The organism is Streptomyces luteoverticillatus (assembly GCF_003970715.1).
In the GTDB taxonomy this organism is placed as follows: domain Bacteria; phylum Actinomycetota; class Actinomycetes; order Streptomycetales; family Streptomycetaceae; genus Streptomyces; species Streptomyces abikoensis.
In genome coordinates this window covers 3225263-3244022 of sequence record NZ_CP034587.1, presented here as the reverse complement: position 1 = coordinate 3244022, position 18760 = coordinate 3225263, and the positions used below count along the sequence as shown (strand labels likewise).

20 protein-coding genes and 4 tRNA genes are annotated in these 18760 nt (G+C 72.1%); 18 read left to right on the top strand and 6 right to left on the bottom strand.

From position 1 onward, the window contains the following. Position 1: 1 nt before the first annotated feature. The 7 genes from EKH77_RS14185 to htpX all read left to right on the top strand — a co-directional run bounded on the left by EKH77_RS14185 (position 2) and on the right by htpX (position 7644). Positions 2-553, top strand: a complete 552-nt coding sequence (locus EKH77_RS14185) for a NuoI/complex I 23 kDa subunit family protein (RefSeq protein ID WP_126914741.1) — start codon at positions 2-4, stop codon at positions 551-553. Between the two features lie 11 nt (positions 554-564). After that, complete coding sequence (locus tag EKH77_RS14180; RefSeq protein WP_126918065.1) at positions 565-1122, top strand: NADH-quinone oxidoreductase subunit J family protein; 558 nt, start codon at positions 565-567, stop codon at positions 1120-1122. Then, entirely contained in the window at positions 1122-1487 is a 366-nt protein-coding gene (gene nuoK, locus EKH77_RS14175) for an NADH-quinone oxidoreductase subunit NuoK (protein WP_126914740.1), read from the top strand. Before EKH77_RS14180 ends, nuoK begins: the two co-directional genes overlap by 1 nt. Beyond that, positions 1484-3487, top strand: coding sequence for an NADH-quinone oxidoreductase subunit 5 family protein (locus tag EKH77_RS14170; RefSeq protein WP_126914739.1), 2004 nt, complete (start codon positions 1484-1486; stop codon positions 3485-3487). Before nuoK ends, EKH77_RS14170 begins: the two co-directional genes overlap by 4 nt. A 3-nt stretch (positions 3488-3490) precedes the next feature. Next, on the top strand, positions 3491-5083 hold the full coding sequence (locus EKH77_RS14165) for a complex I subunit 4 family protein (protein ID WP_126914738.1): 1593 nt from the start codon (positions 3491-3493) through the stop codon (positions 5081-5083). After that, positions 5083-6618 (top strand): NADH-quinone oxidoreductase subunit N, encoded by a 1536-nt coding sequence (locus EKH77_RS14160; RefSeq protein WP_126914737.1) that lies wholly within the window; start codon positions 5083-5085, stop codon positions 6616-6618. The genes EKH77_RS14165 and EKH77_RS14160 overlap by 1 nt, the downstream gene beginning before the upstream one ends. 162 nt (positions 6619-6780) lie before the next feature. Further along, a complete protein-coding gene (htpX, locus tag EKH77_RS14155) occupies positions 6781-7644 on the top strand; it encodes a zinc metalloprotease HtpX (RefSeq protein WP_126914736.1) in 864 nt (287 codons plus the stop codon). A gap of 86 nt (positions 7645-7730) precedes the next feature. Here htpX and EKH77_RS14150 read toward each other — a convergent pair whose 3' ends face one another. Next, positions 7731-8165, bottom strand: a complete 435-nt coding sequence (locus tag EKH77_RS14150) for a hypothetical protein (protein WP_126914735.1) — start codon at positions 8163-8165, stop codon at positions 7731-7733. 265 nt (positions 8166-8430) lie between these two features. Here EKH77_RS14150 and EKH77_RS14145 point away from each other — a divergent pair, with 265 nt between their 5' ends. Together EKH77_RS14145 and EKH77_RS14140 are read left to right on the top strand one after the other, a co-directional pair. After that, entirely contained in the window at positions 8431-8955 is a 525-nt protein-coding gene (locus EKH77_RS14145; RefSeq protein ID WP_126914734.1) for an EF-hand domain-containing protein, read from the top strand. A 278-nt stretch (positions 8956-9233) separates the two neighbouring features. Then, positions 9234-9626 (top strand): YccF domain-containing protein, encoded by a 393-nt coding sequence (locus EKH77_RS14140; RefSeq protein WP_126914733.1) that lies wholly within the window; start codon positions 9234-9236, stop codon positions 9624-9626. A 104-nt stretch (positions 9627-9730) separates the two neighbouring features. Here the strand turns inward: EKH77_RS14140 and EKH77_RS14135 are convergent, their stop codons facing one another. After that, positions 9731-10219 carry a YajQ family cyclic di-GMP-binding protein gene (locus EKH77_RS14135; protein WP_126914732.1) on the bottom strand — a complete coding sequence of 163 codons (489 nt, stop codon included), beginning with the start codon at positions 10217-10219 and terminating at the stop codon, positions 9731-9733. A gap of 184 nt (positions 10220-10403) precedes the next feature. On the opposite strand from EKH77_RS14135, the gene EKH77_RS14130 reads away from it, so the two are divergent. Further along, positions 10404-10485: transfer RNA gene (locus tag EKH77_RS14130), tRNA-Tyr, on the top strand. A 58-nt stretch (positions 10486-10543) separates the two neighbouring features. Here EKH77_RS14130 and EKH77_RS14125 read toward each other — a convergent pair. Together EKH77_RS14125 and EKH77_RS14120 are read right to left on the bottom strand one after the other, a co-directional pair. Then, entirely contained in the window at positions 10544-11221 is a 678-nt protein-coding gene (locus tag EKH77_RS14125) for an NAD(P)H-binding protein (RefSeq protein ID WP_126914731.1), read from the bottom strand. A gap of 24 nt (positions 11222-11245) precedes the next feature. Continuing rightward, entirely contained in the window at positions 11246-12517 is a 1272-nt protein-coding gene (locus tag EKH77_RS14120; protein ID WP_126914730.1) for an amidohydrolase family protein, read from the bottom strand. Between the two features lie 229 nt (positions 12518-12746). Here EKH77_RS14120 and EKH77_RS14115 point away from each other — a divergent pair. From EKH77_RS14115 to EKH77_RS14090, 6 genes are all read left to right on the top strand, one after another. Then, positions 12747-12819 (top strand) — tRNA-Thr (locus EKH77_RS14115). A gap of 50 nt (positions 12820-12869) precedes the next feature. Beyond that, positions 12870-12942, top strand: a tRNA-Met gene (locus EKH77_RS14110). A gap of 85 nt (positions 12943-13027) precedes the next feature. Then, positions 13028-13192 carry a 50S ribosomal protein L33 gene (rpmG, locus tag EKH77_RS14105; RefSeq protein WP_004571794.1) on the top strand — a complete coding sequence of 55 codons (165 nt, stop codon included), beginning with the start codon at positions 13028-13030 and terminating at the stop codon, positions 13190-13192. 114 nt (positions 13193-13306) lie between these two features. Next, positions 13307-13759 (top strand): MaoC family dehydratase N-terminal domain-containing protein, encoded by a 453-nt coding sequence (locus EKH77_RS14100; protein ID WP_126914729.1) that lies wholly within the window; start codon positions 13307-13309, stop codon positions 13757-13759. Beyond that, positions 13759-14193, top strand: a complete 435-nt coding sequence (locus EKH77_RS14095; protein WP_126914728.1) for a MaoC family dehydratase — start codon at positions 13759-13761, stop codon at positions 14191-14193. Before EKH77_RS14100 ends, EKH77_RS14095 begins: the two co-directional genes overlap by 1 nt. A gap of 310 nt (positions 14194-14503) precedes the next feature. Then, positions 14504-15559: a UDP-N-acetylmuramate dehydrogenase gene (locus EKH77_RS14090; RefSeq protein WP_126914727.1), complete on the top strand. Its 1056-nt coding sequence runs from the start codon at positions 14504-14506 to the stop codon at positions 15557-15559. A 70-nt stretch (positions 15560-15629) separates the two neighbouring features. Here the strand turns inward: EKH77_RS14090 and EKH77_RS14085 are convergent, their stop codons facing one another. Further along, positions 15630-16649, bottom strand: a complete 1020-nt coding sequence (locus EKH77_RS14085; protein ID WP_126914726.1) for an adenosine deaminase — start codon at positions 16647-16649, stop codon at positions 15630-15632. A 147-nt stretch (positions 16650-16796) separates the two neighbouring features. Further along, positions 16797-18029, bottom strand: coding sequence for a pyridoxal phosphate-dependent aminotransferase (locus EKH77_RS14080; RefSeq protein WP_126914725.1), 1233 nt, complete (start codon positions 18027-18029; stop codon positions 16797-16799). 251 nt (positions 18030-18280) lie between these two features. Here EKH77_RS14080 and EKH77_RS14075 point away from each other — a divergent pair. Together EKH77_RS14075 and secE are read left to right on the top strand one after the other, a co-directional pair. Next, positions 18281-18353 (top strand) — tRNA-Trp (locus EKH77_RS14075). A gap of 105 nt (positions 18354-18458) precedes the next feature. After that, the gene (secE, locus tag EKH77_RS14070; protein WP_126918064.1) at positions 18459-18743 is read left to right on the top strand and encodes a preprotein translocase subunit SecE; all 285 of its coding nucleotides are present in this window, start codon (positions 18459-18461) and stop codon (positions 18741-18743) included. Positions 18744-18760 lie beyond the last annotated feature (17 nt).

Genomic DNA, 18760 nt, shown 5'->3' with positions numbered 1-18760 from the left:
CATGGGCATCCCCGGCTCCGGCCTGGCCAAGGGCCTCGCCGTCACCCTCCGCACCATGACCCGGCGCTCGATCACCGCGCAGTACCCGGACGCCCAGCCCGAGCTGCCGCCCCGCACGCGCGGCGTCATCGGGCTGTTCGAGGAGAACTGCACGGTCTGCATGCTGTGCGCCCGCGAGTGCCCGGACTGGTGCATCTACATCGACTCCCACAAGGAGACCGTGCCCCCGGCCGCCCCGGGCGGCCGCGAGCGCAGCCGGAACGTCCTCGACCGCTTCGCGATCGACTTCGCGCTGTGCATGTACTGCGGCATCTGCATCGAGGTGTGCCCCTTCGACGCGCTGTTCTGGTCGCCGGAGTTCGAGTACGCCGAGACGGACATCCACGAGCTCACCCACGAGCGCGACAAGCTGCGCGAGTGGATGTGGACCGTGCCCGAGCCGCCCGCGCTCGACCCGGCGGCCGAGGAGCCCAAGGAGATCGCGGCGGCCCGCAAGACGGCCGAGAAACTGGCAGCCCAACTGGAGCAGCAGGAGAAGGAGGGAGAAGCGTGACCGGCACCGCCATGAGCGCGCTCGCCGCCGAGCACGTCTCGCGCGGCTTCCTCTCCACCTCCGGTGTCGAGATCGTCTTCCTCCTCGTCGGCCTCGTCACCCTCGGCGCGGCCGTCGTCACCGTCACCACCCGGCAGCTGGTGCACGCCGCGCTCTGGCTGGTCGTGGCGCTCGGCGGGCTCGCCGTGGAGTACCTGCTGCTGACGGCGGAGTTCATCGCCTGGGTGCAGGTGCTGATCTACGTCGGTTCCGTCGTGGTCCTCCTTCTCTTCGGGCTCATGCTCACCAGGGCCCCCATCGGCCGCTCCCCGGACGCCGACTCCGGCAACCGGTGGGTCGCCCTCGGGGTCGCCGGAGCCGCTGCGGCCGCCCTCGTCTGGGTGGTCGTGGACGCCTTCCGCACCACCTGGATCGACCTGGACGGCGCGCCGCAGGGCAGCACGAAGGTCTCCGGCGAGATCCTCTTCCGGCACTGGGTGCTGCCCTTCGAGGCGCTGTCCGTCCTGCTGCTCGCCGCGCTCGTCGGCGCGATCGTCCTCTCCCGAAGGAAAAAGGAGGAAGAGCGCTGATGCACCTCGTCTACCCCGCCGTCCTCGCCGCCCTCCTCTTCTGCGTGGGCCTCTACGGCGTCCTCGCCCGGCGCAACGCGATCCTGGTCCTGATGTCCGTCGAGCTGATGCTCAACGCCGTCAACCTCAACCTCGTCGCCTTCGACGTGTGGCTGCGCGACACGCTCCACGCCGGCCAGGCGCTCACCCTCTTCACCATCGCCATCGCCGCCGCCGAGATCGGCATCGGCCTGGCGATCGTCCTCCAGGTCCACCGCAACCGCGGCACCGCCGACGTCGACCGGCTCCGCGACCTCGCCGAGGACGCCCCCGACCCCGACACCGACCATGAGCACCGCGAGGAGAAGGCCGAGGCCGCCGCGTGAGCACCACGACCACCGCCGTCCTCGTCCCCCTGCTGCCCTTCCTCGGAGCCCTCGCCGGCTTCCTGACGGGCCGCCGCGCCCCCGGTCTCGTCCGCCCGCTCGCCGTGCTGCCGACGCTCGCCGCCGCCGTGCTCGCGATCGTCGTCGCCTGCCGGCAGGGCGGCGGAGCGGCCCTCGACGCCGCCACCCGGCTCACCCCGACCGGCTCCGTGCCGGTCGACCTCGCCCTCCACCTCGACGGCTTCGCCGTGCTCGTGGCCGTGCTCGTCGGGGTCGTGGCCGCCTGCGTCCAGCTGTACTCGACCGCCTATCTGCGCGACGACCCCCGCTACCCCTCCTACGCGGCCCTCGTCTCCCTCTTCACCGCCGCGATGCTCCTCGTCGTCTACACCGGCGACCTGATGGTGCTGCTGGTCGGCTGGGAGATCATGGGCATCTGCTCGTACTTCCTCGTCGGCCACTACTGGGAGACCGAGGCGGCCCGGTCCGCCTCCCTCAAGGCCTTCCTGGTCACCAAGCTCGGCGACGTCCCCTTCCTGATCGGGATCTTCGCGCTGGCCGCCGACGCCGGCACGTTCCGGATCAACGGCATCATCGCCACCGCCGCCTCCGGCGGACTGGACCACCCCACCCTCGTCGCGCTGCTGCTCCTGGCGGGCGTCGCGGGCAAGTCCGCGCAGTTCCCCCTCCACACCTGGCTGCCCGACGCGATGGCCGGCCCGACGCCCGTCTCCGCGCTGATCCACGCCGCGACGATGGTCGCGGCCGGTGTCTACCTCGTCGCCCGGCTCCTCCCCGTCTTCGCCGCCTCGGCGGCGGCCCTGGTCGTCCTCGCCGTGATGGCCGCGGTCACCATGGTCGGCTCGGCCCTCGCCGCGCTCGCCCAGGACGACATCAAGCGCGTCCTCGCCTACTCCACCGTCGGCCAGCTCGGCTACATGACCGGCGCCCTGGCCGTCGGCGACCGCGGCGCGGCCGTCTTCCACCTCATCTCCCACGGCGCGTTCAAGGCCCTCCTCTTCCTCGGGGCAGGCGTGATCATCCACGCCGCCGGCACCAACTCGCTGGCCGCCATGGCCCGGATGAACGGCCTGGCCAAGCGGATCCCCGACGCCTACTGGACGATGACCGTCGCCCTCCTGGCGCTCGCCGCGATCCCCCCGTTCAGCGGCTTCTTCTCCAAGGAGGCCGTCCTCGGCGCCGCCGAGCACGCCGCCACCGGCGGCGCCCACGGCATCCCCGCCGCCGCGGCCGGCCCGGCCGGCTGGATCGTCCTGATCGCGGGCCTGGTCACCGCCGTCCTCACCGCCGGCTACGTCACCCGCCTGTGGCTGCTCGCCTTCCACGGCAAGGGCGCCGAGGCCCCCGACCACGGCCGCGAGCCCGTCGCCATGAACGGCGTGCTGTGGGTCCTGTTCGTGCCCACCGCCGCCCTGGGTCTGGCCGCCTGGAAGCTGCCCGACTGGTTCGACGGCCGCTCGCTCACCCCCGGCCTCACCACCTCCGTCCTCTCCACCGGCTGCGCCGTCGCCGGCGCGCTCGTCATGTACGCGGCCTGGCGCCGCACCGCCGCGCTCGCCGCCCGCACCCCCCTGGGCGCCGTGGCCGCCGACCCGGACGCGTCCCCCGCCGTCTCCGAGATCGAGGCCATCGACAGCCACGAGCCCGTGTACGGCACCATCGCCGCCGCCCCCGACCCCGGCGACCCCGGCAGGCTGCTCCTCGGCCCCCTCCACCGGCACGCCGCCACCGGATTCCACCTCGACGCCGTGTACTCCACGCTGTTCGTCCGGCCCACCCGCGCCGCCGCCCGCCTCGCCCGCTTCCTCGACCGCGAGGTCGTCGACGCGTACGTGCGCGGTGCCGCCACCGCGCCCGGGCTGCTCGGCGCGGCCGTCCGCCGCGCCCAGACCGGCAATGTGCAGACCTACCTCGGCGCCCTGCTCGCCGGCTCCGTCGTCCTGGCCGTCACCGCCGTCCTCGTCGCCACCGGAGCCTGATCCATGAGTCACACCGTCATGCAGCTCCTCCTCGCCGCGATCGTCGTCCTCCCCCTGCTGGGAGCCGTCGCCGCCCTGCTCCCCGCCCCGCCCGGCCTCAAGGGCAAGAGCCCCGAGCAGGCCGTGCTCCGCCACGGCGTCACCGTCACGGGCGTCGTCCTCGCGCTGTCCATCGCCCTCGCCGCCGGCTTCGACCACGACCACCCGGCCCGGATGCAGGCGACCACCGACCTCCCCTGGATCCCCGCCCTCGGCATCCGGATCCACCTCGGCGTCGACGGCATCTCGCTCCCCCTCCTCGTCCTGACCGCGCTGCTGACCTTCCTCTGCGCGCTGTACAGCTACTTCAAGATGCCTGTGGGCCCGTCCCCCAAGGCATTCGTCGCGCTGCTCCTCGTGCTCGAGACCGGCACCCTCGCGACCTTCGCCGTCCTCGACCTGATGCTGTTCTTCCTGGCCTTCGAGACGGTGCTCATCCCGATGTACTTCCTCATCGCCCGCTGGGGCGGCGAGGGCCGGGAGCGCGCCGCCTGGCGCTTCATCCTCTACACGGTGCTCGGCTCGGTCGTGATGCTGCTGGGCCTCCTCCTCGTCGGTCTGGACGGCGGCACGTTCGACATGGTGGCACTCGCCACTGACAACGGGTCCTCGCTCAGCCACACCACGCAGGTCATCGCGGTTCTGGCCATCGGCGTCGGACTGGCCGTCAAGGCCCCCATGTGGCCCCTCCACAGCTGGCTGCCCGACGCCCACACCGCCGCCCCCACCGTCGGCTCGGTGCTCCTCGCGGGCGTCCTGCTGAAGATGGGCACCTACGGGTTCGTGCGCATCGTCCTGCCGGTGGCCCCGGACGGCGCCCACACCTTCGCGCCCTACCTCGGCGCCTTCGCGGCCGTCGGCATCGTCTACGGCTCCCTGGTCTGCATCGCCCTGGCCCGCAGGGGCGGCAAGGGCGACCTCAAGCGCCTGATCGCCTACTCGTCCGTCGGCCACATGGGCTTCGTCCTCCTGGGCATCGCCACCCTCACCCCCACCGGGGTCAACGGCGCCCTCTTCGCCAACGTCGCCCACGGCCTCATCACCGGCCTCCTCTTCTTCCTCGTCGGCGCCATCAAGGACCGCTACGGCACCAGCGACCTCGACAGCCTCGCCGGCACCACCGGTGCCGCGCTCTACGGCCGCGCCCCGCGCCTCGGCGGCCTGCTGGCCTTCGGCGCCGTGGCCTCCCTCGGCCTCCCCGGACTCGCCGGGTTCTGGGGCGAGATGCTGGCGATGTTCGGCTCCTTCCGCCCCGCCGACGGGCTCAGCCGCCCCGCGTTCCTCGTCTTCATGGCCCTGGCCGGCCTCGGCACCCTGCTCACCGCCGCCTACCTGCTGGTCGTCGTGCGCCGCGTGTGCATGGGCGGCGAGGTGGACCCGGCGGCCGAGAAGGCGGGCCTGATGCCCGACGGCCCGGCCCTCGCCGACGTCCGGCGCCACGAGCTCGCCGCCTGGTCCCCGCTCGTCGCCCTCACCGTCCTCGCCGGACTCTGGCCCGCGGCCCTCCTCGGCCTCACCGACCCGGCCGTTCAGCAGCTCCTCGCAGGAGGCAACTGATGGGCTCCCTGGTCCAGTCCGTCGACTGGCTCGCCATCGCCCCGCCCACCGTCACGGCCGCCGTGGCGCTGGTCGTCCTCGTCGTCGACCTCTTCCTCCCGGAGGACCGCAAACCCCTCCTCGGCCGGATCGCCCTCGGCGGTCTCGTCCTGGCCGGGCTCTCCCTCCTCCCGCTCCTGCGCGGCGACCGCTCGACCTTCTGCCTCACCGGACCCGACGTCGCCGTCACGGCGTGCAGCTACACGGCGGACCACTTCACCCTCGTCATCCAGCTGCTGGTGCTGGGCGGCGCCCTGCTGACGGGCCTGCTGTCCGTTGGCGCGATCGCCGATTCCAAACTTCCCGCGGGGGAGTACTGGTTCCTGCTGCTGTCGTCGGCCGCCGGCGCCGCGCTGCTGCCCGCCTCCCGCGACCTGGCCACCCTCGTCGTCGCCCTGGAAGTGGCCTCGCTGCCCGCCTTCGCCCTCGTCGGCCTGCGCCGCGGCGACCGCCGCTCCTCCGAGGCGGCACTGAAGTTCTTCCTGTCCTCCGTGACCGCCACCGCCGTCACCCTCCTCGGCGTGTCCTTCCTCTACGCCGCCACCGGCACCCTCCACCTCACGGAGATCGCCGACGGCCTCGGCCACGTCGACCCGCGCCTGGCCGTCCTCGCCCAGGCCGGCGTCGCCCTGACCCTCGTCGGCTTCGCCTTCAAGACCGCCGCCGTCCCCTTCCACTTCTGGGTGCCCGACACCTACGTGGGCGCGCCGCTGCCCATCGCCGCGTACCTGTCGGTGGTCGGCAAGGCGGTCGGCTTCACCGGAATCGCCCTGGTGACGGTCGTCGCCTTCCCGTCGTACGCCGACGTCTGGGGCCCCGCCCTGGCCGTGCTCGCCGCGCTCACCATGACCGCCGGCAACGTCGCCGCGCTGCGCCAGCGCCCCGACCGGAAGCACAGCGCGGTACGCCTGCTGGCCTGGTCCTCCGTCGGCCAGGCGGGCTACCTGCTCGTCCCGCTCGCCGCCGCCGGCTACACCGACGACCCCTCGCGGGCCATCGGCTCCACCGTCGCGTACGCCCTGATGTACGCGGCAGTGAACCTCGGCGCCTTCGCGGTCGCCGCCCTCGTGGCCCGCACCCGCCCGGACAACCGGATCACCGACTACCGCGGCCTGTCCGCCCGCAACCCGCTCGCCGCCCTCGCGCACGCCTTCTTCCTGCTGTGCCTCGCCGGCCTGCCGCCGGGCGTCATCGGGCTCTTCGCCAAGGTCACCGTCTTCTCGGCGGCCGTCGACGCGGGGCTGGGCTGGCTGGCGGTCGTCATGGCCGTCAACGTCGTGATCGCGCTGTACTACTACCTCCAGTGGACAGCGGTCCTCTTCAAGGGCGGCCGCGAGGAAGCCGGGGAAACGCTGCCGTCCGGAGCGACGGCCGAACCGGCGGTGCGTGTTCCGGCCACCCTCGGCGCGGCCATCGCCCTGGCCACGGCCATCGGAGTGGCCCTCTCCGGCGCGCCCCAGCTCGTCCTGCGCTTCGCCTCGCAGGCACTCCTGTAGCGGTATCACCGCTTTTTCACCCGAATGGCGCGGCCCCCAGCGGCCCCCCGCGGTCCCTGCGGGGGTGCACAAGGGAACTAGCGGCCCTCGTCTGGCGTTGACCAGTTCGAAAGGTTCCACTGGTTCAAGGGTTCCCCTGCCGCACCATTTGGAGGGCGTACCGTGCACCGCCGGCACAACGGGCTCAGGACGGCCCTGCTCCTCGGGGGCCTGTCCGCGCTCATCATCGTCATCGGCAGCATGTTCGGGCGCGGCGGCCTGATCGTCGCGGTCCTGGTGGCCCTCGGCACCAACGCCTACGCCTACTGGAACAGCGACAAGCTCGCCCTGCGCGCGATGCGGGCCCGGCCCGTCAGCGAGTTCGAGGCCCCGCAGCTCTACCGCATGGTCCGCGAACTCTCCACGGCCGCCCGCCAGCCGATGCCCCGGCTCTACATCTCCCCGACCGAGGCCCCCAACGCCTTCGCCACCGGACGCAACCCGCGCAACGCCGCCGTCTGTTGCACCGAGGGCATCATGCGCCTGCTGGACGAGCGCGAGCTGCGCGGCGTCATCGGCCATGAGCTCAGCCATGTCTACAACCGCGACATCCTCATCTCGTCGGTGGCCGGAGCCCTCGCCTCGGTGGTGATGTTCCTGGTCAACTTCGCCTGGCTGATCCCCATCGGGCGCTCCGACGACGACGAGGGCCCCGGCCTCGTCGGCATGATCATGATTATGATCCTGGGCCCCGTCGCCGCCTCCCTCATCCAGCTCGCCGTCAGCCGCTCCCGCGAGTACGAGGCCGACGCCTCCGGCGCCCGTCTCACCGGCGACCCCCTGGCCCTGGCCGCCGCCCTCCGCAAGCTGGAGATCGGCACCCAGCGGCTGCCCCTGCCGCCGGAGCCCCGCCTGGAGACGGCGAGCCACATGATGATCGCGAACCCGTTCCGCCCGGGCGAGGGCATGTCGAAGCTCTTCTCGACACACCCGCCCATGCGGGAGCGCATCGCGCGGCTGGAGCAGATGGCGGGCCCGCGCGCCTGACCGGCCCAGAGCGCCGTCCGGTCGCTGCGGGCCGGTGGGGGCTGGTCGCGCAGTTCCCCGCGCCCCTTACGGGGCGCGGTACTCGCTCAGTGCCGGTGGTGACCGCCGGACGGCCGGTCGCTGAGGCCGGGGAGGTGGCTGTTGGTCGGCCGGTCGCCGTGGGCCGGCGGGCGCCCACTGGTCGGCCGGTCGCTCAGGCCCGGCAGATGACCGTTGGTCGGCCGGTGACCACCGGGCGGCCGGTGCCCCGACGACGGCCGGTCGCCCCGCCCGCTGGCCAGGCTGATCGGCTCGCCATTGTGCGAACCTCCCTGGCACACCATCGAGTTGTTGTCGTCGTCGAGGACTCCGAGCCCGTCGTCGTCGCCAGGGTAGCCGGGCCAGCCGCCCCCGGTGACGCACCCCAGGATGTCGATGTCGACGGGAGTGGCAGGAGCGGCGGCGCGGGCGCTGCTGGGCGCGCTGACGGCGACGACCGCCACCGCCGCGACCGCCAGACCTGCGATTCGGTACGTGTGCATGGGGCTCCGACTCCTCGTCCTGTCGTCCGTTCCGTGCGTACGTCCGCGTGGTGCGTCCGGTCCAGCCACATGACCACGCCCCGGACCCCACGGCGCGCTGGGCTGCGCCGGACGGGTAGTTGGCGCCCGGCGCACGTCCCGCACCGTGCGCGGGGGTGTGCACCGCGCACTCCGGACGGCGGCCTTGATCCTCAAGCCGGGGGGTAGGACAGCCGAACCGGAATACAGCACTCTCGGCCGAACAGCCCCAGCGGAAAGGCTCCCGATGGACCAGACAGCCGCGCAAAGACTCGTCTTCGCCATGCTGGACGCGGACGGGGACGGAATCGTCTCCGAGGACGAATACCTGGCGCGTGCCAGGAACGTGGCGCTGGCCACGGGCCGCGAGGAGGACGACCCGCTCGCCGTCACCGCGCGCACGCTCGGCCGGAAGGCGTGGGCGTCGATGGACGCCGACGGCGACGGAAGGATGACCTTCGACGAATACGCGGCCTGGGCCGGCGCCGAGGCGTTCGACACCGTCTGCGCACCCATCCTCGGCGCCCTCTTCGACCTCGCCGACGCCGACCAGGACGGCACCCTCGATTTCTCCCAGTTCACCGCCCTGCGCACCGCGCTGAACAACCCGGCCGCCAACGCCGAAGCGGCGTTCGCGGCCCTGGACGCCGACGGCGTCGGCCGCGTAGGCCGTGGCGACTACATCGCCGCCATCCGCGCCCACGTCACCGGTGAGGGCTCCCCCATGGGCGCGGCGCTGTACAGCAGGCCGCTGGAGGACATCCCGGCGTGACGGGCCGCGAACGAAGGCGGGCCCGGAAAGGACCCGGGCCCACCCGAAGTCATCGCCGGAGGCGCCTACTTACCGAGGGCGGACGTGACGAAGCCGACGTCGTGTGGGGTGCGCTGTATCGATCCAGCGGCCCTGTGTTCGGGGAGCGCGGGAGCCTGCGGCCCGGCGTCGACCCCTAGGGGGTTTCTCGGGGTAGAGCACCAGGTCAGGCAGCAACTATGGACCGGCCCGCCGACGTCTCAGTGGCTGTCGGGTCGGTCCAGTGGAAGGCTGCTGTTATGAAGTTCATCCTTAATGTCATCTGGTTGGTGCTCTGTGGCTTCTGGATGGCGCTCGGCTATGTCGTGGCGGGTCTGATCTGCTGCGTCCTCATTGTCACGATTCCGTTCGGCATCGCCTCCCTGCGGATCGCCGGCTACGCCCTGTGGCCGTTCGGTCGGACGACCGTCGAGCGGCGGGACGCCGGGGCGGGGTCGTTGATCGGCAACGTGATCTGGTTCGTCTTCGCCGGGTGGTGGCTCGCCCTCGGGCACATCGTCACCGGCATCGCCATGTGCTGCACGATCATCGGTATCCCGCTGGGCATCGCGAACTTCAAGCTGATCCCGATCTCGCTGATGCCCCTGGGGCGCGAGATCGTGCCGACGGACCGCCCGTTCGCGACGCGATAGCCGTCCACCGGAGGCCGAGCGACAGACGAAAGGGGTGCGTCAGGAGCGGCGGTGAAGCCGCTCCCGACGCACCCCTTTCGGTGTGGCCAGCGGTAGTTCAGGAACTAGCGGTAGTTCACGAACTGGATCGCGAAGTCCAGGTCCTTGCCCTTGAGGAGGGCGATGATGGTCTGGAGGTCGTCGCGGCTCTTGGAGGAGACGCGGAGCTCTTCGCCCTGGACCTGGGCCTTGACGCCCTTGGGGCCCTCATCGCGGATGATCTTCGCGACCTTCTTCGCGTTCTCCTGGGAGATGCCCTCCTCGATGGAGGCGAAGAGCTTGTATTCCTTGCCGGACGACTGCGGCTCGCCCGCGTCCAGGGACTTCAGGGAGATGCCGCGCTTGACCAGCTTGGTCTCGAAGATGTCGAGAACGGCCTTCACGCGCTCCTCGGAGTTGGCACGCATCTCGATCTTCTCGCCCGACCAGGCGATCGAGGCGCCGACGCCCTTGAAGTCGTAGCGCGTCGAGATCTCCTTGGCGGCCTGGTTGAGGGCGTTGTCGACCTCCTGCCGCTCGACCTTCGAGACGATGTCGAAACTGGAGTCGGCCATATTGAGTTGGCTCCTCGTGCGTAGATCCGTCAGGGGTCGCGGCCCGGGGGCCGCGTGGCAAGCCTAGTCACCCGGGGCCCGAACGAGGGGCTGTGAACCGAGTGGCGGAGCACCCCAGGTCATCGGGTATTGTTTACGTCGTTGCCACGGAGTGCTCGAAAGAGCGACCGAGGTGACGACCCATGGCGGTGTGCCCGAGTGGCCAATGGGAGCGGACTGTAAATCCGTCGGCTTAGCCTACCCAGGTTCGAATCCTGGCGCCGCCACGGAATGAGGCCCCTGATCTTCGGATCAGGGGCTTCTTTCGTTTCGGGCCCCCCGCCGCTATCCCGGCTGCCCCGCGAGCCCCCGCACGGCCTCCGCCACCGGCGTGTCGCCGCCGATCAGCTCCAGCGTCAGCCCCACGGCCCCCCGCTCGTCCTCGGAGAGCAGCGCCGCCAGCACGGCCGCCACGTCGTCCCGGGCCACGTCGCCCCGGCCCGTGGAGCCCGCCGACAGCGCGACCCGGCCCGTGCCGGGCTCGTCCGTCAGCCGGCCCGGGCGGAGGATCGTCCAGTCGAGCCCGGCCCGGGAGCGGATGTCCGCGTCGGCGGCGCCCTTGGCCCGCAGATAGGCGGCGAAGACCGGATCGGTGCCCTCCGGCGGCTCGCGGTCGGCGCCCATGGACGAGACGACGACGAAGCGCCGTACGCCCGCCGCCTCCGCCGCGTCGGCGAAGAGGACCGCGGCGGCCCGGTCCACGGTCTCCTTGCGCGCGGACCCGCTGCCGGGGCCCGCGCCGGCCGCGAAGACGGCCGCGTCGGCACCCTCCAGGTGGCGGCTGACATCCGCCACGCCCGCCGACTCCAGATCACACACGACGGGCTCGGCGCCCGCCGCCAGCAGGTCTCCCGCCTGCCCGGGACGGCGGATCATCCCCGCCACCTCGTCACCGCGCTCGGCGAGCAACCGCTCCAGCCGCAGCGCGATCCGGCCATGTCCTCCAGCGATGACAATGCGCATGATCCGACCGTACGCCGCGGCCCCTCACGAGGGGTCGCCGCCGCGCGGCGACTGCCGGGGCAGGTCCAGGGCCACCGTGGCCTGGACGTCGCCGTATTCGCGGACCGCGCTGGTCCGGGCGACGACCCGGGCGTGGTGGACGACGAGCCGGCTGTAGCCGAGCGACAGGACGCCCGCGACGGCGCGGCCCCGGACGGCCAGCAGCTCCGCCGGGAAGCCGGCCTCCACCCGGACCTCCGGCAGGCCCATCACCGCGCGGGCCCGGCCGCTGACGGCCTCGTAGGCCTGCTCGGGGGCCAGCTCGCCGTGCGAGGCGAGCAGGTAGGCGGCCTCCAGAGGATCGCCGCGCCCCACGGGGTTGACGGCGTCGCGCAGCGAGCCGCTGCCCGCCGCGACCTTGACGCCCGCCGCGCGCAGCAGCCGTACGGGCGCGCACCAGGCGCCCCCGTCGCCCCGGGCGCCGCCCGCGACCCCGCAGTCGCCCTGGGGCAGGCAGACCACCGTCACCCCGGCCGCCGCCAGCTGCTGGCCCGCGCGGGCGGCCTGGTCCCGGGGGAGCCGGGCGAGGGCCCCGCACGGCCCGATGGCCACCCCGGGGCGCAGCCCGCCCGCCATGGCGGCCAGCCGGGCCAGCCGGGCCGGTTCGGCGCCGTCCGTGTGGAGGTCGACGGCGCAGCCGTGCTCGGCGGCCAGCGCGAGGACGGTCTCGGCGTAGCCGGTGGGATCGGGGTCGAGGTCGGGGCAGCCGCCGATGACGGTGGCGCCCATCCCGACGGCGTCCCGCAGCATGGCGAGCCCGTCGGCCCCCGCGACGCCGGTCAGCAGCCGGGGCACGGCGACCGCGCTGAGCTCCGTGAGCCCCCGCAGCGAGCGCCGCGCCGCCAGGACGCCCTCCAGGGCCCGCAGCCCCGCCACGTCGCCCACGCGGACGTGGGTGCGCACGGCGGTGGCGCCGTGGCCCAGCTGCAGCAGGGCGGCCTCCGTCGTCCGGCGCTGGACGTCCTCGACGCCGTGCGGGACGGGGCCGGCGACATCGGCCGTCAGCGCGGTGTCCAGGTGGGCGTGCGGCTCGGCGGGCGCGGGCAGCAGCACATAGCCGGTGAGGTCGACGCGCGGGCCGGGCGCCAGGCTGCCCGCCGTGCCGACGGCCTCGATGCGCCCTCCGCTGAGGCGTACGTCCACCACGCGCCCGTCGGCGAGCCGGGCACCGCAGAGCACCAGCGCGCCCTCGCCCGGCGGCGGGGCGGCGGCGTCCCCGTCGGGGCTTCTCGCGGGCTGCGGCTGACTGTCGGGCATCACGATCCTCCGGTAGGCCGGGGCGGGCATGATCACGCAGCGGTTCGAGCGTAGGCCGCGCACCGAGCCGGTCGGCGGAACCGCCGAATAGTCGTACTGGTGTGGCCTTCTGGGCGGCCGGGAACACGCCGGCGGCCACGCCGGTGACGGCCGGGAAGAACGCCCTGGCAGGGGCGGCCGCATACGGATTTCACCTTCGGCCGCAGACCGTGTAATGTCTTCCTCGCTCGCCCCAATAGCTCAGTCGGCAGAGCGTCTCCATGGTAAGGAGAAGGTCAACGGTTCGATTCCGTTTTGGGGCTCTGGTGGGAGAGGTTCTCCCGTCTTCGGACGGGAGAACCAACCTCATCAAAGCGGCGTAGCTCAGTCGGTAGAGCAAGCGGCTCATAATCGCTGTGTCACCGGTTCAAGTCCGGTCGCCGCTACACACAGTAGCCGATTGTGGGGTCGGTCCTCCGATCGGCTACTCTTTTATGCGTTGTATCCGTCCATCCGTCAAGGAGCACTCACGTGGCTGCCACCGACGTCCGCCCGAAGATCACGCTGGCCTGCGTGGAGTGCAAGGAGCGGAACTACATCACCAAGAAGAACCGGCGTAATGACCCGGACCGTCTTGAGATGAAGAAGCACTGCCCTCGTTGCAACGCCCACACGGCGCACCGCGAGACGCGCTAACAGCGCAACAGGTCGTTCATGAGGCCGTCCCCAGCTTCTGGGGGCGGCCTCATGGCATATTCCGACCCGTAAACAGTCCCCTCAAGGACCAGTCCACTCAGGAGGTGCCGGGCCATGGCGCTCGACCAGTCCTACGTCGGACGGACCTATCCGGCCACCGACCCCTATGAGGTCGGCCGGGAGAAGATCCGCGAATTCGCCGAGGCCATCGGCGACGCCAATCCGGCGTACACCGACCCCGAGGCCGCCAAGGCGCTCGGCCACCCCGATGTGATCGCTCCGCCCACTTTTGTGTTCGCGATCACTTTCAAGGCCGCCGGGCTGGTCATCCAGGACCCGCAGCTGGGGCTGGACTACTCCCGAGTGGTGCACGGCGACCAGAAATTCGCGTACACCCGCCCCGTGCGGGCGGGCGACCTGCTGACGGTCACGTCCACGATCGAGTCGATCAAGTCGCTCGCGGGCAACGACGTCCTGCTCGTCCGCGGCGAGGTCCACGACGCGGCCGGCGAACACGTCGTGACCGCGCACACGAAGCTGGTGGCGCGCGCCGCCGAGGAGGCGTGATGGCCGCCACAGTCTCGTACGACGACGTCGAGGTCGGCACCGAGCTGCCCGCCGCGGCCTTCCCCGTGACACGCGCCACACTCGTCCGCTACGCGGGCGCCTCCGGCGACTTCAACCCGATCCACTGGAACGAGAAGTTCGCCAAGGAGGTGGGTCTGCCGGACGTCATCGCGCACGGCATGTTCACCATGGCCGAGGCGATCCGGGTCGTCACCGACTGGGTCGGTGACCCTGCCGCGGTGGTCGACTACGGCGTGCGGTTCACCAAGCCGGTCGTCGTTCCGAACGACGACAAGGGTGCGGTTGTCGAGGTCTCCGCCAAGGTGGCGGCGAAGCTCGACGACGAGGCCCGCACGGTCCGCGTGGACCTCACGGCCGTCTGCGACGGCCAGAAGGTCCTCGGCATGGCCCGAGCGGTCGTCGCCCTCGCCTGAGCCGCGCTTTCCGGGTGCCCCCGGTGGGGGTTTTCCGCGCCTTCGGCGCGGGTTCTACCCCACCCGCCCGCCCGATTGCCCGGACCGGATTGGCCCGGGTAGGGGCTGACGGCCACCGGCGCCCCCGGGTACTGACGTGAGGGGGCGGGGCGGGGTGGATGGGCCCTGGTAGGGGCGTAAGGAGCTCTTCGCCGCCAGAGGTGAATACGGGGCGCCCCGCACCAAGGTGGCAGGCACCGCGAAGAGCTCAGCCCCGTAAGGGCCCGTCCACCCCGCCCCGCCCCCGCCCCACCCCCGTACCCTGGTGCCCGTGCAGGAACGACACGACGCCCCCCTCGCCCCCCTGACCACCTTCCGGCTCGGCGGCCCCGCGACCCGACTGATCACGGCCGTCACCGACGCCGAGGTCGTCGAGACCGTCCGCGAGGCCGACCGCACCGGCACCCCGCTGCTGATCATCGGCGGCGGCAGCAACCTGGTCATCTCCGACAAGGGCTTCGACGGCACGGCCCTGCGCATCGCCACCACCGGCTTCGACCTCCAGGGCACCCGCCTCGAGCTCGCCGCCGGTGAGAACTGGTCCGACGCCGTCGCCCGCACCGTCGACGCCGGCCTCGCCGGCGTCGAGTGCCTGGCCGGCATCCCCGGCTCCGCCGGCGCCACCCCCATCCAGAACGTCGGCGCCTACGGCCAGGACGTCTCCCAGACGATCACCGAGGTCGTGGCCTACGACCGCCGCACCGACGAGACCGTCACCCTCACCAGCACCGAGTGCGCCTTCTCCTACCGGCACAGCCGCTTCAAGGAGGACCCCTCGCGCTACGTCGTCCTGCGCGTCCGCTTCGAGCTGGAGGACGCGGGCGGGCTCTCCGCCCCCATCCGCTACGCCGAGACCGCGCGCACGCTCGGCGTCGAGCAGGGCGACCGCGTCCCGGCCGTCCGGGCCCGCGAGACCGTGCTCAAGCTGCGCTCCGGCAAGGGCATGGTGCTCGACCCCGAGGACCACGACACCTGGTCGGCGGGCTCCTTCTTCACCAACCCCATCCTCACCGCCGCCGAGCACGAGGCGTTCCTGGCCCGCGTGACCGAGCGGCTCGGGGCCGACGTCATGCCGCCCGCCTTCCCGGCGGGGGACGGCCTGGTCAAGACCTCGGCCGCGTGGCTGATCGACAAGGCGGGCTTCACCAAGGGGTACGGCTCCGGGCCGGCCCGGATCTCGGGCAAGCACACGCTCGCCCTCACGAACCGGGGCTCGGCCAGCACGGAGGATCTCCTGGCCCTCGCCCGCGAGGTGCGGGACGGCGTTCACGCCGCGTTCGGGGTCACCCTCGTGAACGAACCCGTGACCGTGGGGGTCAGTCTGTAGTCGTCCGGCTGCGGGCCGGGTTGTGCCCACCCGTTCCGCCCTTGCGGAACGATTGCCCACAACCCGGCGGCTACGCCGCCACCCAGGCGTCCACCCCCGCCAGGAGCTCCTGGCGCACCCCCTCCGGGGCGCGGGAGGCGCGGATGGACTGCCGCGCCAGCTCCGCCAGCTCCGCGTCCGTGAAGCCGTGGTGCTCCCGCGCCAGCTCGTACTGCGCCGCCAGGCGCGAGCCGAAGAGGAGCGGGTCGTCCGCGCCCAGCGCCATCGGCACGCCCGCGTCGAACAGCGTCCGCAGCGGGACGTCCGACGGCTTGTCGTAGACGCCCAGGGCGACGTTCGAGGACGGGCAGACCTCGCACGTCACCCCCCGCTCCGCGAGCTTCCGCAGCAGCCGCGGATCCTCCGCGGCCCGCACGCCGTGCCCCACGCGGGTCGCGTGGAGGTCGTCCAGGCAGTCGCGGACGCTGCTCGGCCCCGAGAGCTCGCCCCCGTGCGGCGCGGCCAGCAGGCCGCCCTCCCGGGCGATCTCGAAGGCGCGGTCGAAGTCCCGGGCGAGCCCGCGCCGCTCGTCGTTGGAGAGCCCGAAGCCGACCACGCCCCGGTCGGCGTAGCGCACCGCCAGCCGCGCGAGCGTACGGGCGTCCAGCGGGTGCTTCATGCGGTTCGCGGCGACGAGGACCCGTATCCCCAGCCCGGTCTCCCTCGACGCGTCCTCCACCGCGTCCAGGATGATCTCCAGGGCCGGGATCAGACCGCCCAGCCGGGGCGCGTACGAGGTGGGGTCGACCTGGATCTCCAGCCAGCCCGAACCGTCCCGGACGTCCTCCTCCGCGGCCTCGCGCACCAGCCGCCGGATGTCCTCCTCGGACCGCAGGCAGGAGCGCGCGATGTCGTAGAGCCGCTGGAAGCGGAACCAGCCCCGCTCGTCCGTGGCCCGCAGCTTCGGCGGCTCGCCGCCGCTCAGCGCCTCGGGCAGGTGCACGCCGTACTTGTCGGCCAGCTCCAGCAGGGTCGAGGGGCGCATGGACCCGGTGAAATGCAGGTGCAGATGGGCCTTCGGCAGCAGACGGAGATCACGCGAGCGTTCCATTGCCCGATCCTGCCTCAACCGGCACCGGACCGGAAGGCGTTTTCCCTGATCGGGGACGGACCCGAAAACGAACCCGAAAACGAATGCGGGGCCCCGGCCGCACAGCACGGCCGGAACCCCGCATCGCACCAAATGGCGAGCCGCAGGCTACTTCGCCTCGGCCAGCAGCTTCTGGATCCGCGAGACGCCCTCCACCAGGTCCTCGTCGCCCAGCGCGTAGGACAGCCGCAGGTAGCCCGGCGTGCCGAACGCCTCACCCGGGACGACCGCGACCTCGGCCTCGTCCAGGATCAGCGCGGCCAGCTCGACCGACGAGGCCGGGCGCTTGCCGCGGATCTCCTTGCCGAGCAGCTCCTTGACCGACGGGTAGACGTAGAACGCGCCCTCCGGCTCGGGGCAGACCACGCCGTCGATCTCGTTCAGCATCGAGACGATCTTCCGGCGGCGGCGGTCGAAGGCGACCTTCATCTCGTCGACGGCCGTCAGGTCACCCGACACGGCGGCCAGAGCCGCGACCTGGGCGACGTTCGACACGTTCGACGTGGCGTGCGACTGCAGGTTCGTCGCGGCCTTCACGACGTCCTTCGGGCCGATGATCCAGCCCACGCGCCAGCCCGTCATGGCGTACGTCTTGGCGACACCGTTGACGACGACGCACTTGTCGCGCAGCTCCGGCACGACGACCGGCAGCGAGCAGAACTCGGCGTCGCCGTAGACCAGGTGCTCGTAGATCTCGTCCGTCAGCACCCACAGCCCGTGCTCGGCGGCCCAGCGGCCGATCTCCTCGACCTGGGCGCGGGTGTAGACGGCGCCGGTGGGGTTGGAGGGGGAGACGAAGAGCAGCACCTTCGTCTTCTCCGTACGGGCCGCCTCCAGCTGCTCGACCGACACACGGTAGCCCGTGGTCTCGTCGGCCACGACGTCCACCGGCACACCGCCCGCGAGGCGGATGGACTCCGGGTAGGTGGTCCAGTACGGGGCGGGGACGATGACCTCGTCGCCCGGGTCGAGGATCGCGGCGAACGCCTCGTAGATGGCCTGCTTGCCGCCGTTGGTGACGAGCACCTGGGAGGCGTCGACCTCGTAGCCGGAGTCGCGCAGGGTCTTGGCGGCGATGGCGGCCTTCAGCTCGGGGAGGCCGCCGGCCGGGGTGTAGCGGTGGTACTTGGGGGTACGGCAGGCCTCCACCGCGGCCTCGACGATGTAGCCGGGGGTCGGGAAGTCGGGCTCGCCGGCGCCGAAGCCGATGACCGGGCGCCCGGCGGCCTTGAGGGCCTTGGCCTTGGCGTCCACGGCCAGGGTGGCGGACTCGGAGATGGCACCGACGCGGGCGGAGACCCGGCGCTCGGTGGGGGACTGGGGAGGAGTCGCAGCGGTCATAGGGGCATCGTCCCAGACCGGCCGGAGGCCGGGCACGCGGATTGCCAGGAGGCGCCGTCCCACGGGGTTACCGCCGGTCCCGGCACCCTCCGGATCGGAGCGTCACGGCGGCCGGGACGCGTCGCCGCTGATAGCTGTTCGACGTCGGCGGCTCGAGCACGTACACTCATGCCTCGTTGGCCTCCACCGGCGAATCAACCCTCGGGCACACCGTGCTTCCGGGCGGATGCGGTACGTTGGGGGAACCACAAAGGGTCGTAGCTCAATTGGTAGAGCACTGGTCTCCAAAACCAGCGGTTGGGGGTTCAAGTCCCTTCGGCCCTGCTACACGCACCGCCAGGTTGCGTGCATGCGTACGTACTGAAATGCACCGCCGTGCGGCTCACCCGGGCGCGGCACGGCCACGACCGGGATTCAGGTGAGGACGTAGTGACGGAAGCCCTCGGCTCCACCGCGACACCTGAGAGTGGTCGTCCCGAGGACGAGGCGCCCGCAAAGCGTCGCGGCGGAAAGCGCGGGAAGAAGGGCCCTCTGGGCCGCCTCGCGCTGTTCTACCGACAGGTAGTCGCCGAGCTCCGCAAGGTCGTCTGGCCCTCCAAGAGCCAGCTGTCGACGTACACCACTGTGGTGATCGTCTTCGTTGTCATCGTCATTGGACTGGTGACCGTGATTGACTATGGGTTTGAGCAGGCCGTCAAGTACGTCTTCGGCTGAGCCGGCCCCCGTGCGCA